Annotated in this window: 17 protein-coding genes; all 17 read right to left on the reverse strand. The window is 38.3% G+C overall.

Going from position 1 to position 15,532, the window contains the following annotated elements; translation table 11 throughout:
- Positions 1-2: 2 nt before the first annotated feature.
- Positions 3-1,466 carry a complex I subunit 4 family protein gene (locus PGN18_RS02205; protein ID WP_335317735.1) on the reverse strand — a complete coding sequence of 488 codons (1,464 nt, stop codon included), beginning with the start codon at positions 1,464-1,466 and terminating at the stop codon, positions 3-5.
- A gap of 19 nt (positions 1,467-1,485) precedes the next feature.
- Positions 1,486-3,387 (reverse strand): NADH-quinone oxidoreductase subunit L, encoded by a 1,902-nt coding sequence (gene nuoL, locus PGN18_RS02210; protein WP_442955332.1) that lies wholly within the window; start codon positions 3,385-3,387, stop codon positions 1,486-1,488.
- A gap of 13 nt (positions 3,388-3,400) precedes the next feature.
- Positions 3,401-3,730: an NADH-quinone oxidoreductase subunit NuoK gene (gene nuoK / locus PGN18_RS02215; protein ID WP_055908793.1), complete on the reverse strand. Its 330-nt coding sequence runs from the start codon at positions 3,728-3,730 to the stop codon at positions 3,401-3,403.
- Positions 3,730-4,233 (reverse strand): NADH-quinone oxidoreductase subunit J family protein, encoded by a 504-nt coding sequence (locus PGN18_RS02220; RefSeq protein ID WP_335317736.1) that lies wholly within the window; start codon positions 4,231-4,233, stop codon positions 3,730-3,732. The genes nuoK and PGN18_RS02220 overlap by 1 nt, the downstream gene beginning before the upstream one ends.
- A gap of 128 nt (positions 4,234-4,361) precedes the next feature.
- The gene (locus PGN18_RS02225) at positions 4,362-4,865 is read right to left on the reverse strand and encodes a NuoI/complex I 23 kDa subunit family protein (protein WP_090504254.1); all 504 of its coding nucleotides are present in this window, start codon (positions 4,863-4,865) and stop codon (positions 4,362-4,364) included.
- Positions 4,866-4,867: 2 nt separating this feature from the next.
- Positions 4,868-5,905 (reverse strand): NADH-quinone oxidoreductase subunit NuoH, encoded by a 1,038-nt coding sequence (gene nuoH, locus PGN18_RS02230; protein ID WP_335317737.1) that lies wholly within the window; start codon positions 5,903-5,905, stop codon positions 4,868-4,870.
- Positions 5,905-6,915, reverse strand: a complete 1,011-nt coding sequence (locus PGN18_RS02235; protein WP_335317738.1) for a 2Fe-2S iron-sulfur cluster-binding protein — start codon at positions 6,913-6,915, stop codon at positions 5,905-5,907. Before PGN18_RS02235 ends, nuoH begins: the two co-directional genes overlap by 1 nt.
- 69 nt (positions 6,916-6,984) lie before the next feature.
- Positions 6,985-7,521, reverse strand: coding sequence for an ORF6N domain-containing protein (locus PGN18_RS02240; RefSeq protein WP_335317739.1), 537 nt, complete (start codon positions 7,519-7,521; stop codon positions 6,985-6,987).
- A gap of 115 nt (positions 7,522-7,636) precedes the next feature.
- Entirely contained in the window at positions 7,637-9,004 is a 1,368-nt protein-coding gene (nuoF, locus tag PGN18_RS02245; RefSeq protein WP_335317740.1) for an NADH-quinone oxidoreductase subunit NuoF, read from the reverse strand.
- Between the two features lie 75 nt (positions 9,005-9,079).
- Positions 9,080-9,595, reverse strand: coding sequence for an NADH-quinone oxidoreductase subunit NuoE family protein (locus tag PGN18_RS02250; protein WP_335317741.1), 516 nt, complete (start codon positions 9,593-9,595; stop codon positions 9,080-9,082).
- Positions 9,588-10,802, reverse strand: a complete 1,215-nt coding sequence (locus PGN18_RS02255; RefSeq protein WP_335317742.1) for an NADH-quinone oxidoreductase subunit D — start codon at positions 10,800-10,802, stop codon at positions 9,588-9,590. The genes PGN18_RS02250 and PGN18_RS02255 overlap by 8 nt, the downstream gene beginning before the upstream one ends.
- Positions 10,803-10,805: 3 nt before the next feature.
- Entirely contained in the window at positions 10,806-11,306 is a 501-nt protein-coding gene (locus PGN18_RS02260; protein ID WP_335317743.1) for an NADH-quinone oxidoreductase subunit C, read from the reverse strand.
- Positions 11,306-11,848 (reverse strand): NADH-quinone oxidoreductase subunit B, encoded by a 543-nt coding sequence (locus PGN18_RS02265; RefSeq protein ID WP_039472971.1) that lies wholly within the window; start codon positions 11,846-11,848, stop codon positions 11,306-11,308. Before PGN18_RS02265 ends, PGN18_RS02260 begins: the two co-directional genes overlap by 1 nt.
- A gap of 228 nt (positions 11,849-12,076) precedes the next feature.
- A complete protein-coding gene (locus PGN18_RS02270) occupies positions 12,077-12,448 on the reverse strand; it encodes an NADH-quinone oxidoreductase subunit A (protein ID WP_090504276.1) in 372 nt (123 codons plus the stop codon).
- Positions 12,449-12,530: 82 nt separating this feature from the next.
- On the reverse strand, positions 12,531-14,252 hold the full coding sequence (locus tag PGN18_RS02275; protein ID WP_335317744.1) for a tetratricopeptide repeat protein: 1,722 nt from the start codon (positions 14,250-14,252) through the stop codon (positions 12,531-12,533).
- A gap of 134 nt (positions 14,253-14,386) precedes the next feature.
- A complete protein-coding gene (locus PGN18_RS02280; RefSeq protein ID WP_335317745.1) occupies positions 14,387-15,292 on the reverse strand; it encodes a PstS family phosphate ABC transporter substrate-binding protein in 906 nt (301 codons plus the stop codon).
- A gap of 7 nt (positions 15,293-15,299) precedes the next feature.
- Entirely contained in the window at positions 15,300-15,527 is a 228-nt protein-coding gene (locus tag PGN18_RS02285; protein WP_335317746.1) for a hypothetical protein, read from the reverse strand.
- Positions 15,528-15,532: the final 5 nt, after the last annotated feature.

A 15,532-nucleotide genomic window follows, 5' to 3' on the forward strand; every position in this document is an offset into this window, starting at 1 on the left:
GCTTAATTTACTGTGTTTAGTTTTTGATTTACCTGTTCTAATAAATGTTGTACAGATGCCTCTGTTAAATGCAAAACTGGTTTCGGATATACACCCAAAACAATAATTAATGCACATATGGTATAAAGAACCAATTTTTCGGTTCCATTTATATCCGTGAAAGTGATGGTCAAGCTATTGGTTTCGCCCAACATGACGTTCTGGTACATGCGCAACATGTAAACCGCTCCGAAGATAATGGTTAAACCGGCAATGGCTGCAGCCCAGATTCCGTAGTTATAAACGCCCATTAGTAATAAAAACTCACCAATAAATCCGTTCGTTCCTGGTAAAGCCACGGTGCCCAAAACAATGATCAGAAAAGTAAGCGCCAACTGTGGTGCTACTTTTGCAATGCCACCTAATTCTTCAATTTTATTGGTTTTAACGCGAGAGAAGATAATATCCAAAGCAAAGAACAAACCCACTACATTAATACCATGGCTCAACATCTGTACCATTGCGCCTTGCATACCTTGCTGGTTAAAAGCGAAGATACCTGCTGATATTAATCCAACGTGAGCGATAGACGAATAGGCAACCAAACGTTTAGCATCCTTCTGGGTAAAAGCAATCAGCGAAGCATAAACAATACCAATAATTGATAAAACTATAGCCAACTGACCCCAATCATGAACTCCATTAGGAACGATTGGCAATAACCACCTAATTACTCCATAGATACCCATTTTTAGCATAATACCCGATAATAACATGGTTCCTTGTGCAGGTGCTGCAGTATAGGTATCAGGCTGCCAGGTATGGAAAGGAAAAATCGGCATCTTAATAGCAAAAGCAATAAAAAACGCCCAGAAAATCCATCCTTGCTGGGCACTATCTAAGTTTAAAGCATAAAAAGCCTGAATGTTAAAATTGTGCGCTGGGTTTTGAAGATATAGGTAAATAATCCCCATCAACATAAACAACGAACCTGCAATGGTATACACAAAAAACTTCATGTTGATCCGGATGCGGTCTTTTCCACCCCAAATAGCACAGATAAAGTAGATTGGAATTAATGCTGCCTCCCATCCGATATAGAACAAGAAAGCATCCAATGCGGTAAACACCAATAATAAGCCTGTTTGCATGAATAAGATCAGCGCATAAAATGCAGCCGGATTTTTATACTCATGATTGTAGCTTGATAAAATGATAATTGGTACCAGTAAATTAGTAAGCAATACCACCAAAAGGCTAATGCCATCAATACCTGCGTTAAAATTAATACCCAAATCAGCAATCCATGGCAGGTTAACCTCAAACTGGGTACTTGCATCTGGAATGAAATTACCGGCGACAACCAAAGCCAACAACAAAGAAGCCACCGAAAAAACGGTAGAAACGATTTTAGCCGACTTACCAGTAAATGCTGTAATAATTGCACCTACAAGCGGTAAAAATATAAGTAGTAAAAGTTGTTCCATTATTTATTTTGAACCCTTTTTATATGTAGAAAAATGTATACAATAGCAATGCGACGATACCGAATACCATCATAAATATATAGAAACCCACGTTTCCACTTTGTAACAAACGGATATCTTTACTGGCCTCATTAGTGCTCCATCCTAACCCATTTACAATTCCATCAATAAATTTGTTATCGATAATCCTGTAAAAGAATTTCGATAATGCATCTAAAGGTTTTGTAATGATGAAATCATAGATTTCATCTAAATAGAATTTGTTGTACGATAGTTTTGCCAATGGTGAACGCGGTGCTTCATCAGCAACAGGAACCCGTGCACCTTTAACGTACCTGGTGTAAGCATACAATAAAGCCACTACAGCCACCGCTACCGAAACGGCCATTAAAGAATATTCAGTTGAATGGCTTAATTCCAGCTCATGCTGCGCAACACCAGCGCCCGATAACCAAAGAGCCAACCATTCATTTCCACCAAAAACATGAGGAAGATTAATTAATCCACCAATTGCAGCAAGAACAGCTAAAATAATTAGAGGCAAGGTCATCGCTGTCGGCGATTCGTGTACATGACTTTCTTCATGATGCGTTCCGCGGTATTTTCCGGAGAAGGTCAAAAACATCATCCTGAACATATAAAATGCCGTTAAGAATGCTGTTAAAACACCAACTCCCCAAAGTATCGGACTAGTCTGGAAAGCATGCGCCAAAATTTCATCTTTTGAAAAGAAACCAGAGAATGGTGGTAAACCTGCAATGGCAATAGTACCGATCATCATGGTTAAAAAAGTAACCGGAAGTCTCTTTCTCAAGCCCCCCATATGGCGCATATCTTGTTCGTGGTGCATGGCATGAATTACAGAACCGGCACCCAAAAATAACAATGCTTTGAAGAATGCGTGTGTTAGTACGTGGAAGAATGAACCCGTATAAGCACCAACGCCCAAACCTAAAAACATATATCCCAATTGCGATACGGTAGAGTAAGCCAATACCTTTTTAATATCAGTCTGCGTTAAAGCAATAATGGCAGCCACTAACGCCGTTGCTGCGCCTACAATAGCAATAATATGTTGAGTAAGCGGTGCTAAATCAAACAATACACTAGAGCGTGCAATCATATAAATACCTGCCGTTACCATCGTTGCAGCGTGGATTAAAGCTGAAACCGGCGTAGGTCCGGCCATTGCATCAGGTAACCAGGTAAACAACGGCAATTGAGCCGATTTACCGCAGGCGCCGATAAATAACAAAATCGTAATTAAAACTAAAGTATCGTTACCAGGCAACATATTAGCTGCCTGAGTGAAAACCTTGGCAAATTCTACACTTCCAAAAGTAGTGAATACTAAAAACACGCCTAAAAGAAAACCTAAATCGCCAATACGGTTCATTACAAAAGCTTTTTTAGCAGCTGATGCATATGCACTATTGGTGTACCAGAACCCGATTAGCAGGTAAGAACATAACCCAACTCCTTCCCAACCTATAAACATGACAATGTAGTTGGAGCCCAATACCAACAAGAGCATGAAAAATACAAACAGGTTTAAATAAGCAAAAAACTTACCGAAGCCTGCATCATCGTGCATATAGCTGGTGGAATATAAGTGGATCAGAAAACCGATTCCGGTGATGATCAAAAGCATGATCGAGCTTAAAGGGTCGACCAGGAAAGATAGTGGAATGTGTAATGCACCTGCGCTGATCCAATCAAATAAAAATACTTCGTGAGATTTTTGTGTGTCGCCTTGTAAACTAAAGAAAATAACTAAACTGATAACAAAGGAGGCTAGAATTACCCCGCTACCGATAATACCAACAAGTCCTTTAGATAAAGAGTTTCTGCCCAGTCCATTAATTACAAACCCTAAGAAAGGAAGTAACGGAACCAACCAAATCAATTGTTCTATTGTCATTCTTATTATATATTTACCACTTAAGGCGATTTAAAACATTAATATCTATCGATTTCGTATTTCTGTAAACCATTACGATAATGGCTAAACCTACTGCAACTTCTGCAGCGGCCAGGGCCATAATAAAAAATACGAAAACCTGTCCGGATGGATCGTTGCTATGCACAGAAAAAGCGGTTAACAGCAAGTTAACAGCATTAAGCATCAGCTCAACCGACATAAAGATTACGATTGCATTTCTACGGGTAAGTACACCGATTACGCCAATAGAAAAAATAATGGCGCTTAAATAGATGTAGTGATTTAGCGGAACGCCCTGAAGTTGTGATGTTAAATTTTCCATTATGCTTCTACCTCATCTCTTTTAGATAATAAAACAGCTCCAACCATTGCTGCCAATAGTAATAGAGATGATAATTCAAATGGCAATAAGAACGGACCAAAAAGCTCCTTGCCTAAATTTTCTACCAATCCTAATCCAGGATCTTTTAAAATTAGCGGACTTGCAATACTGGCTGATTTTAAAGAACCGATTAAGGTAACCACCAAACAACCACCGGCAATAACGCCAACGATTTTAATCAGCGGTGATTTACTTGGCTCCGTTTCCTTATTCAGGTTAAGCAACATCAGTACAAATAAGAAAAGTACCATAATTGCCCCCATGTAAACAATAAAGTTTACTACTGCTAAAAACTGTGCATTTAGAAGTACATAGTGAACGGTGAAAGTAAAAAAGGTAAGGATTAAGTACAGTACACTGTGGATCGGATTTTTTGCAAAAATCACCAGCAGCGAAAAGACAATACTTAACGTGGCTACGAAATAGAATACTTGTGTACTCATTAATTGTTATTTATTTTATTTGTTTTCGTCACCCTGAATTTATTTCAGGGTCTTTAAAGGAGATGCTGAAATAAATTCAGCATGACGATTATCTTAGTTATATTGTTCGTGTACTCACGAAGCATACTTTATTTTTTCATTTCCAATGGCGCCTCCACCAGCTTATCTTTTCCGTAAATGAAATCCTTACGTAAATAATCAGCAGGTACAATCGGGCCATCTAAATAAATGGCCTCTTTAGGGCAAGCTTCTTCACATAATCCACAGAAAATGCAACGCAACATATTAATTTCGTAAGTAGCTGCATATTTTTCTTCGCGGTATAAATGTTTTTCTTCGGGCTTACGTTCAGCGGCAATCATGGTAATGGCTTCAGCCGGACAAGATAAAGCACACAGGCCACAAGCAGTACAGCGTTCTTTACCATTCTCATCGCGTTTTAGCGAATGCATTCCCCTAAAGTTAGTCGAGAATTCGCGTTCTACTTCAGGATATCTTACTGTAGCCTCTTTTTTAAATAAGTGACTGATGGTGATGCCCATGCCCTTTGCAATTGCCGGCAGGTACATGCGTTCCATAAAGCTCAAAGGCTTTTGCTCCAGTACTTTTTTCTTATTACTTAATGATTCCATAATTAAAACTTCTCAATAATCGCAATCACAACACCTGTTATTATAATATTGGCGATTGCCAAAGGTATTAAACCTTTCCAACCTAAATTCATCAATTGGTCATAACGGAAACGAGGGATTGTCCAACGTACCCACATAAAGAAAAAGATGAACATGACTATTTTTCCAAAGAAAACAGCTGTACCAACAAGCGGTGCCCAGGTTGGGCCTAAATGTGCCGCAACGTAATCCATACCAGGATAGTTATAACCACCCCAATATAAGGCTGCCATTACTGCCGATGATACGAACATGTTGATATATTCTGCAAAAAGGTAAAAACCTAATTTCATTGATGAATACTCTGTATGGTAACCACCAATTAACTCCGTTTCACATTCTGGTAAATCGAAAGGTGCACGGTTGGTTTCTGCAAAAGAGCAAACCATAAAGATTAAAAATCCAAGTGGCTGGTACCAAACGTTCCAGTTTAATCCATGCTGCTGAGCAACAATCTCTTTTAAGCTTAATGTATTGGTCATTAAAAGCAAAGCGATGATCGATAATCCCATTGCAATTTCATAACTGATATTCTGAGAAGCTGCACGGATCGCACTCAGCAAAGAATATTTGTTGTTTGAGGCCCATCCCCCAATCATTACACCATAAACACCTAATGATACTACTCCAAAAATGTACAGCACACCAACGTTGATGTCCGAAACCTGCAAGGAAACAGTTTTACCTGCAATTAAAACAGGGCTTCCCCACGGGATAACGGCCGTACCGATACAAGCACAAAGCAGCGCCAAGCCTGGTCCGGCGATAAATAAAAATCTGTTTGATGTGGTTGGAATAATCTCCTCCTTCATAAACATTTTAACACCATCTGCCAGTGGTTGTAAAATACCAAAGGGCCCAGCTCTGTCCGGACCTAACCGATCTTGTAAATATGCAGCAACTTTACGTTCTGCATACGTAGAATACATGGCAATAACTAAACTGATGCCGAAAATTACAGCTACCAGGATAAATTTTTCTATAACAAAAGCGCTATCCATTAGTATTTAACTGTTTTATGTAATTCAATTTCATTTGCAGCCTGTAAAGCCTCATTTGGCTGAATTACATGCAAAGGTTTTAATGTTTCGTAGTGGTTAGATGCAATTACCGAAGTATCATCAATGTGGGTTGGACGTTCAATTACCCAATCAGCAGTTGCTTTTTTATCAAAGCGGCAAGTATTGCAAATAAAGTCCTCTACTTCCCCAAACTGATCTTTACGGGCAGTAACACGTAACACATCTGCTCCTTTATACCAAAGCGTTACTTTGCCACTACATTTTTCATGATCGCAATCACGGTGTGCATCAACAGGCTTGGTAAACCAAACACGGTTTTTGAAACGGAAAGTTTTATCGGTTAAAGCACCAACAGGGCAAACATCAATTACGTTTCCTGAGAAATCGTTGTCAACAGCCTGCTGGATATAAGTAGAAATTTCTGAATGGTCGCCGCGGTTTAAGATACCATGAACACGTTTATTGGTAATCTGATCTGCAGTAAAAACACAACGGTAGCATAAAATGCAACGGTTCATGTGCAATTGGATCTTGTCGCCAATATCAATACGCTCGAAAGTACGGCGCTCAAACTCATAACGTGTTTTTTGCAAACCGTGTTCGTAGCCCAAATTCTGGAGGTCACATTCGCCTGCCTGATCACAAACAGGGCAATCTAAAGGGTGATTAATCAACAAAATCTCTACCACACCCGCACGTGCTTCCAAAACTTCTGGTGAAGTGATGTTAAGCACCTCCATCCCATCCATTACTGTGGTACGGCAGGAAGCCACCAATTTAGGCATAGGGCGTGGATCTTTCTCCGAACCTTTAGTCACCTTTACAATGCAGGTACGGCATTTACCGCCACTGCCTTGTAATTTAGAATAATAGCACATGGCCGGCGGAACAATATCCCCTCCGATTTGCCTTGCAGCATTCAGAATGGTTGTTCCATTATCAACCTCTACTATTATCCCATCTATCGTAACCTTAACTTTTTCACTCATGGTTAATGATATTCTTTTTATTTCTTTATCTCACCCTGGTTCGTGTCCCCACGAACCAATTCTATTATATTATTTCTCTTTCGAGATTTTATAACCAATTTCTTTCCTTGGCTGTTGTTGTTGCGCTAGTAATTCATCAAAATATCTAAAGATCACTTCAATATTCTTATCCTGATTATCTATCTTCTTTTTTATCTTTTCTACTTCTAATCTTATCTCAGCATTACTTAAAACCATTGTCCTAAGTTGTACAAACACATCAATAATTTTAATACTTACTTCTACTGCCTGTTTACTTTTTAAAACATTTGATAGTTGCAAAATACCATGTTCGCTAAATGCAAAAGGAAGATACTTTGAATACTTACCTTGTTCTAAGGTCGCAATTTGCGACCTTAAGACTTCATTTTCTTCTTTTGTTAATTCGAACATAAAATGTTCAGGAAATCTTTCTATGTTTCTTCGAACCTGTTCTTTTAATCGCTTAGTTTCAACACCAAAGAGTTCTGCTAAATCAGAATCTAGCATCACCTTAACTCCTCTAAAAAGATAAATTTTGTTTACAATTATCTCATTAGGAATTATTGATATCTCTTCTTTCGGCATTTACAAGTTTATTTTCTAAAATAACAAACTGTGATCTTATCGTTAAATCAAATATTAAACTGGTCGCAAATTGCGGCCGGTTGTTATCCAAGGTATCACATTCTGTGACACGTCTTTATTTCTCTTCCGCTACCGGAGCTTTTTCAATCGGTGTTGCATAATTTGCGATACCGTAATTCAGGCTCTGGCTTTTTACCGGTTCTTTAATGTGCCATTCAAATTCATCCCTGAAATGACGGATTGCACTGGCAACCGGCCAGGCTGCTGCATCACCCAACGGACAAATGGTATTTCCCTCAATTTTGCGTTGGATATCCCATAATAGATCCACATCTTCCATGGTTCCATGGCCATGTTCAATCTTGTGCAATACTTTCTCCATCCATCCTGTACCTTCCCGGCAAGGAGAACATTGTCCACAACTTTCATGGTGATAAAAACGGGAGAAATTCCAGGTGTTACGAACAATACACTGATCTTCATCAAAAGCGATAAAACCACCTGAACCTAACATGGTTCCAGTTGCAAATCCTCCTTCTGATAATGATTCGTAGCTCATTAAACGAGGTTCGCCGTTAGCTAATTTTAAAGTGAGGTTAGCTGGTAAAACTGGTACAGAAGAACCACCTGCAACTGTTGCTTTAAGGCGTTTGCCATTGGCAATACCGCCACAATATTCATCAGAGTAAATAAATTCTTCTACGGGCAAACCTAATTCTATTTCATAAACACCTGGTTTTACCAAATTACCAGACGCTGATATTAATTTTGTACCTGTACTTCTACCGATACCGATTTTGGCATATTCATCGCCACCATCATTGATAATTGGCGCTACTGCAGCAATAGATTCAACATTATTTACCACAGTAGGGCAACCATACAAACCTGCAATGGCTGGAAACGGTGGTTTGATACGTGGATTACCTCTTTTTCCTTCCAGTGATTCTAACAAAGCAGTTTCTTCGCCGCAAATGTAAGCACCACCGCCAGGTTGAACATATAATTCTAAATCGTAACCCGTTCCTAAAATGTTTTTCCCCAACCATCCGGCAGCTTTAGCTTCAGCAATTGCTTTTTCTAAAATGCGGATCTGCGGCATCATCTCGCCGCGCACATAGATATAAGAAACCTTTGCACCCAATGCGAAACTTGACACAATCATTCCCTCAATTAAAGCGTGAGGAATGTAAGTCATCAAATAACGGTCTTTAAAAGTTCCTGGTTCAGATTCATCTGCATTACACACCAAATAACGTGCAACACCTTCTGGTTTAGCCAAAAAGCTCCACTTCATCCCGGTTGGGAAACCTGCACCTCCGCGACCGCGCAAACCCGATTTTTTAACCTCTTCAACAATTTCCTCCGGTGTTAAGGTTTTCAGGGCTTTTTCCACAGCACGGTACCCGCCTTTCTGGCGATAGACCTCAAGTGTATTGATGCCTGGTACGTTTATATGCTCAAGTAACAGTTTTCGAGACATTTTTATTAGTCTATAGTCTGTAGTCTGTAGTCCATAGTCCTGAATCAAATCGACTCATGACTTAAGACTCTCGACTTAGGACTTATTTTTCAAATCTTCAATCAATTTATCTACACTCTCGGTAGTTAAGTTTTCGTAGAAAGTATATTCCGGGCTAATTTGCAATACCGGTCCGTAGCCACAGGCGGCTAAACATTCAACTCCTCTAAAGCTGAATAAACCATCGGAAGTAACTTCACCTTCTTTAACACCCAACTTGTTTTCCAGGTGACTTAATATTTTTTCGGCACCAACCAGGCAACAAGGGCCAGTACGGCAAACCTCTAAGGCATATTTACCTTGTGGTTTTAAAAAGTACATGGTATAAAATGTAGCTACCTCGTAAACTTCAATCGGCTGAATGTTTAAATACTCAGCAACCTGATCCATGGCTGAAGTAGGCACCCACAGAAACTCAGCTTGTACCAAATGTAATAATGGCAATAAGGCTGATTTTTGTTTTCCTTCTGGATAACGGCTTTTTACTTCATCAAATTTGGCCAGCAATTCTGATGAAAACACTACAGGTGTTTGTTCTTCTACTTTAAGCATCTAATTCTCCTGCAATAATATTCATACTACTCATGTTGATAATAGCGTCAGACAATAACATGCCTTCACTCATTGGTGCAAACATCTGGTAGTTTATAAAACTTGGTCTGCGGAAGTGTAAACGGTATGGTGTGCGACCTCCATCGTTAATCAGATAAAATCCCAATTCACCATTTCCGCCCTCTACAGCGTGATAAACCTCTGCTTTTGGTGCATCAATTTCACCCATCACAATTTTAAAGTGGTAGATTAATGCTTCCATATTGTTGTAAACTTCTTGCTTCGGAGGAAGGTAAAATTCAGGAACATCGGCGTGGAAAATACCTTTTGGTTCTGTTTTTAGCTTCACAATTGCCTGTTCGATAATGCGGACACTTTGCCACATCTCTTCATTGCGTACCAAATACCTATCATAAATATCTCCACTGGTACCAACCGGTACTTCAAAATCGAAATCCTGATAGGAAGAATACGGATCGCTTACACGAACATCATAATCTACGCCAGTTGCACGTAATAATGGACCCGTCCAGCTATATTCTAAAGCAGTTTCTTTACTTACTTCTGCAACGCCAGCCGTTCTATCAATAAAAATACGGTTACGTGTCAACAGATTTTCAAATTCTTTTAATGCTTTAGGGAATTCTTTTAAAAACTTATCGATTTTGGCAAAGGCGATATCATTGAAATCTCTTTCAAAGCCACCTATGCGTCCAATGTTCGTTGTTAAACGCGCACCACATACTTCTTCAAAGATTTCGTAGATATGCTCACGGAACTGGAAAAGGTATAAGAACGTGGTGGTAGCTCCTGTATCCTGACCAATAATCGTGTTACAGATAATGTGATCGGCAATGCGCGAAAGCTCCATGATGATTACCCGAAGATAATCTACACGTTTCGGCATCTGAATATTTAACAACTTCTCCACCGTCATGTGCCAACCCATATTGTTAATAGGCGAAGAGCAATAATTTAAACGATCGGTAAGTGGTGTGATCTGATAAAACGGGCGATGCTCGGCAATCTTTTCGAAAGCACGGTGTATGTACCCAATAGTAGAAACACCGCTTACAATACGTTCGCCGTCTAACTGCAAAACATTTTGAAAAACGCCGTGGGTTGCAGGGTGTGTTGGACCTAAATTTAGGGTTACCAGCTCACTTTGCGGGTCGTTATCTGTAAATACCGGATGGTTATGATTCATAATTTACCTTCCAAAAAATTCATCTTTTTTATCTACCCTGTTCGGATCTTCCAAAGGATATTGTTTCAGCATCGGGTGAACACCTAAATCATCCATATTTAAAATACGGCGTAAATCTGGGTGACCTTCAAATTTAACCCCGAACAGATCGTAAGTTTCACGCTCCATCCAGTTGGCACCTTTCCATATCGTCGTTGCTGTTGGGATGGTAGGGTTCTGCTCTGAAATAAATACTTTTATCCTAATCCTTACTTTTTCAACCATATTATGCAAATGGTAAACTACCGCAATACCGTGATCTTTACCAGGATAATGAACCGCTGTGATATCAGTAAGGAAATTGAATTTTAATTCTTCTTTAAGATGTGAAAGCACATTTACGATAACATCTTTATAAGTTACAAAAGTTAATAAACCATAAGGTTCAGAAACTGCCGTAACTTTTTCGCCAAACTTTTCGGTCAGCTTAACGTGTATATTGTTATTTAGCGTCGTTTCTTCCATTATTTAATGCCGTATTGACCTAAAAGTTCTTTGTAATAATCAGAATTTCTTCTTCTTCCCGATTCGTTCTTCACTAAATCCTGAATACGTTGGAAACCATCTAAAATAGCTTCTGGTCTTGGCGGGCATCCTGGCACGTAAACATCCACCGGAATTACTTCATCAATGCCTTGCAATACAGAATAAGTATCGAAGATACCGCCACTGCTTGCGCAGGCACCAACTGCCATTACCCAACGTGGCTCTGCCATTTGGATATAAACCTGTTTTAATACCGGAGCCATTTTTTTAGCAATGGTACCCATAACCATTAAAACATCGGCCTGGCGAGGAGAGAAGCTTAAGCGTTCGGCACCAAAACGACCTAAATCATAGTGAGAACCCATGGTTGCCATAAATTCGATTCCACAACAAGAAGTTGCGAAAGGTAGAGGCCATAATGAATTCGAACGGGCCAAACCAATTACCTTATCTAAAGAGGTGGCAAAATAGCCAGGCCCTTCGGTTCCTGGAGGCGCATCAACTATATTAATTTCACTCATGTTTATAAACAAAAAATGCTCATCCCTTTAAAGAATGAGCAACAAATTTACAATATTTTAAAGGCAAAAAAGCGAGCTTTACTTGATTTAGAACCTTTCTAAATAAAAGAAACTGCCATTGGTTAGTGTAAGCAATACACATTCAGTTTTCAGTTGGCACATTTCGGTTTACAGTTACTAAACCAAGAACCATTACTTACTAATTGTGAACTGACAACCTCCAAATGACTAGTTCCAGTCTAAAACTTTCTTTTTAATTACATAGATAAACCCAAGCAATAATGTTCCCATAAAAATGAACATCTCAATCATTCCATCCATTCTTAAGGCACGGAAATTAACTGCCCATGGATACATAAATATAACTTCCACATCAAACAGTACAAATAGGATTGCCACAACAAAATATTTGATAGAAAAAGGCTGACGGGCATTACCAATCGATTTTACACCTGCTTCAAAAGTTTCTAACTTATCACTGGTTTTGCGTTTTGGCCCTAAAAAGTGGGTAGCAACCAACGTAGTTACCACAAAACCTAAAGCAACAATTACTTGAAATATAATTGGTAAAAAATCTATAGCTGAACTTTGCGCTTGCATAATTTTTATTTTGTGATGCAAAAGTAAAAGAAAAAGGCAGAGTAACCAAACTCTGCCTTTTCTAAATTATTTAACTTTAAAATTATTTGCCTTTACCTTTGGCTTTTGAAGCCGCAGCAGGTGATTGCAATTCTTTAAGTTTTGCTGACGCAAAAGGGCCTTGAGGATCTAGCGCTATACTTTTATTTAAAAAGTCGATCGCTTTAGCTTTGTCTTTATCAGCATAGTACGCACCAAGATAATCATAAGCCTCTACAAGGTTTGTTTTATTGGCAGCCTGTTCTTCTGGTTTAACTAAGCTAATATACTTTTCAAACAATGGAATTGAAGCATATTTTGGATTTGCCTTATCATCTAAAAGATTGGCAATCCTAGCCCTGGTAAAATAACCCAATGCGAATTCAGGAGAAACTTTATTTAAGTGACTCAACGCTGAATCAGCTTCAACTAATGCAGCAGTATTTAAAGGTTTTTTATCTCTTTGTGCAAAATAACCTTCCAAGAACCTAGTTTGACCAATATAGTAGTAATTGGTTAACGAACCTTTTCCATTTGGATTATATTTAGTTGCTAAAGTATAAATTTCGGCAGCTTTACCATATTTTTTAGCTTTATATAGCGCTAAACCTGCTTCAGCTAAGGCATCGGCATTAGTTGAATCGATTTTAGCTGCTTCAATAATGTTATTTACACCTAAACTATCCTGTCCAGCTTTTAACTGAGCTTTACCTAAATAAAGGTAATCATTACCTAAAATTTTTGATTTATCTTTTTCTTTGGCAAAAAATTCAGTCAAACTGGTTAATGCCTGAGGGTAGTTACCATTTTCATAAGCTGCCCAACCTTTCATCCTGGCAACAACATTACCTTTAGGGTCATTTGCAGGAACCTGTAATGAGGAAGCCACTTGCTCTAATGCTTTATAATCTTTTGCATAAAATAAGAACTGGGCATAACGCAATTGAGATTCCAAAGATTTGTCAGTTAAATCCATGTATTTCTTATAATTCTCTATCGCTTTTGCTGCTTTTTCTTTATCCACACCAAAGCTACTCCACTGTAAGTATAACTCACCTAACTCACGGTAAGCAGGACCATAATTTGGATCAGCTGCAATTACATCTTGCAATTCTTTCTCTCCTTCAGGAAAAGCCCTTGATTCTTTATACATTTTACCAATCTGCGTTTTAGCTCTTCTGTTGTTCGGATCAACATCATTCACACGCATGTATGGGCCTAGTGCTTCAGAGTTTTTCTTTTGTAAGGCATAAGCATCACCTTGAGCCAAGAAAACTTCAGCATCTTTATCTTTAGCGTCCAACTCATCGGCCTTCGTAATATTAGCTAACGCATTGGTAAAGTCAGGTTTTGACACATCATCACTTGGTTTATCCTGGGCTAAATAAGCTTTACCGATATACAAATAAGTTTTGTAATCTTTAGGAGCTAATGCTACAGCTTTATCAAAATTAGTCTTTGCAGATGTTGGATCATTGGATAATAGATCTGCTTCACCCAAACCAATTAAGTTTAAGTTGTTTTTTGGATCAGCAGTAATACCTTTATTAAATACGGCCCTAGCTGAATCTATATAACCGGTTTTCAAGTAAACCAAACCAAGATTGTAATAATTTTCACCATCTGAAGCTTTTGAACTCACCAATGATTTAAGCATTGATGACGCTTTTTGATATTGCTCCGCGTCGATGGCTTTTTTCGCGTCATTTAAATTTTGAGCAAAAACTGCAGAACCCATCAACACCAAACCTACATTTAAGGTTATTGCTTTCTTTAAAATTTTCATAGTTCTTTCTTGTTTTTTTAATGGTCATGAAACTTGCTTATCATACAAGTTCCATCTGATATTCTGTTCTATTTATTTAATACAAATGAAGTGTCTCCTTGGATTACTTCGTGGTTCAATTTATAACTTTTATTTTAATTTCCTTTGGTCAGGTTAATCTGTCTTGGCATTAGTTTATGTGGGCCAAGTCCAGATTTAAGTACAATCAATTGTCCCCTCTGACTTCTTAACCATGTTGCAAATCCTGTGCCTAAACCATCTCTTCCCTCGCAATCAATAATGTTTATATTTCTTAAGAAAGGATAGACACCATTAATCAAGTTATCTTGAGTTGGTTTATAGAACTGGTCATCTCCCACCTTGCCTTTTACATTCTTCACTCCCAATACTCTTATCTTGGAAAGATATTCGTTCATCTCTGCGTTTTTGCCCGTGATCCAATTCACGCCCAAAATACCAATAAAATTTTTATCTTCTGCAATAAGTTTAATTACTTCTCTGCTAGAATTTTTTGAGTAAACACCTGAAGCAGGAAATTGACTGATATTGGCCAACGTTTTAAAATACTGAAAGGTACTTGAATAAGCGTTATCAAAGACCAATTTTTTATCTGATTTTTTACCCTGTAAGATGTCAATTACTTCTTTAACGTTGATTGTACTGTCTATATTGCCCCTATTGGTAATTAAAGCAATGCCATCAATGGCGAAACGCGAAGTGTTGATTTTAATTTGACGTTGATTGTAATATTTTTCCTCTGCCTTGGTTAATAATCTTGGCAAAACAATTACCCTTATGCTATCATTCAAAAACGCAGGTAACAACCTTTCTTCAGGTTTAACTGTAGCCTGAAATTTGGCGTCAGGATAATCCAAGCTAAAAATATTGATCTGATCCTGAACAATCGGCCCGACACTTTCATCAACCAATATTTTTAACGTACCACTTGTTCTGGTTTCTTTAACAACAACCGCCTTATTCTTACGTTTGCAGGATAACAACAAAGTCAGTACACAAAATATTAAAAGGATTTTTTTCATTAAATGATTAATCGCGCCTACCAAGGCTTAAAAGTCTTACAAAAGCATAAATAATGAGGAATATCCCAATCGTGATGCGTCCCCATTCCGGAATAGCACTTAAACGGAGTGCAATAGGTTTATAAAATATAAATGCAACACCCAGTATCACGTAAAAGATGAACATGATAAGGCCTAAAATGAGCAAAAACCGCTGTTTAGGCGATTTTTGCTTAAAGATATCGAAATTTAACATTTACG

The sequence above is a fragment of the Pedobacter terrae genome, assembly GCF_036946585.1.
Taxonomy (GTDB): domain Bacteria; phylum Bacteroidota; class Bacteroidia; order Sphingobacteriales; family Sphingobacteriaceae; genus Pedobacter; species Pedobacter terrae_C.

Bases quoted from the DNA above. Each gene is read 5' to 3' on its own strand.
- PGN18_RS02205 (WP_335317735.1), bottom strand. From the start codon at position 1,466: ATGGAACAACTTTTACTACTTATATTTTTACCGCTTGTAGGTGCAATT.
- nuoL (WP_442955332.1), bottom strand. From the start codon at position 3,387: ATGACAATAGAACAATTGATTTGGTTGGTTCCGTTACTTCCTTTCTTA.
- nuoK (WP_055908793.1), bottom strand. From the start codon at position 3,730: ATGGAAAATTTAACATCACAACTTCAGGGCGTTCCGCTAAATCACTAC.
- PGN18_RS02220 (WP_335317736.1), bottom strand. From the start codon at position 4,233: ATGAGTACACAAGTATTCTATTTCGTAGCCACGTTAAGTATTGTCTTT.
- PGN18_RS02225 (WP_090504254.1), bottom strand. From the start codon at position 4,865: ATGGAATCATTAAGTAATAAGAAAAAAGTACTGGAGCAAAAGCCTTTG.
- nuoH (WP_335317737.1), bottom strand. From the start codon at position 5,905: ATGGATAGCGCTTTTGTTATAGAAAAATTTATCCTGGTAGCTGTAATT.
- PGN18_RS02235 (WP_335317738.1), bottom strand. From the start codon at position 6,915: ATGAGTGAAAAAGTTAAGGTTACGATAGATGGGATAATAGTAGAGGTT.
- PGN18_RS02240 (WP_335317739.1), bottom strand. From the start codon at position 7,521: ATGCCGAAAGAAGAGATATCAATAATTCCTAATGAGATAATTGTAAAC.
- nuoF (WP_335317740.1), bottom strand. From the start codon at position 9,004: ATGTCTCGAAAACTGTTACTTGAGCATATAAACGTACCAGGCATCAAT.
- PGN18_RS02250 (WP_335317741.1), bottom strand. From the start codon at position 9,595: ATGCTTAAAGTAGAAGAACAAACACCTGTAGTGTTTTCATCAGAATTG.
- PGN18_RS02255 (WP_335317742.1), bottom strand. From the start codon at position 10,802: ATGAATCATAACCATCCGGTATTTACAGATAACGACCCGCAAAGTGAG.
- PGN18_RS02260 (WP_335317743.1), bottom strand. From the start codon at position 11,306: ATGGAAGAAACGACGCTAAATAACAATATACACGTTAAGCTGACCGAA.
- PGN18_RS02265 (WP_039472971.1), bottom strand. From the start codon at position 11,848: ATGAGTGAAATTAATATAGTTGATGCGCCTCCAGGAACCGAAGGGCCT.
- PGN18_RS02270 (WP_090504276.1), bottom strand. From the start codon at position 12,448: ATGCAAGCGCAAAGTTCAGCTATAGATTTTTTACCAATTATATTTCAA.
- PGN18_RS02275 (WP_335317744.1), bottom strand. From the start codon at position 14,252: ATGAAAATTTTAAAGAAAGCAATAACCTTAAATGTAGGTTTGGTGTTG.
- PGN18_RS02280 (WP_335317745.1), bottom strand. From the start codon at position 15,292: ATGAAAAAAATCCTTTTAATATTTTGTGTACTGACTTTGTTGTTATCC.
- PGN18_RS02285 (WP_335317746.1), bottom strand. From the start codon at position 15,527: ATGTTAAATTTCGATATCTTTAAGCAAAAATCGCCTAAACAGCGGTTT.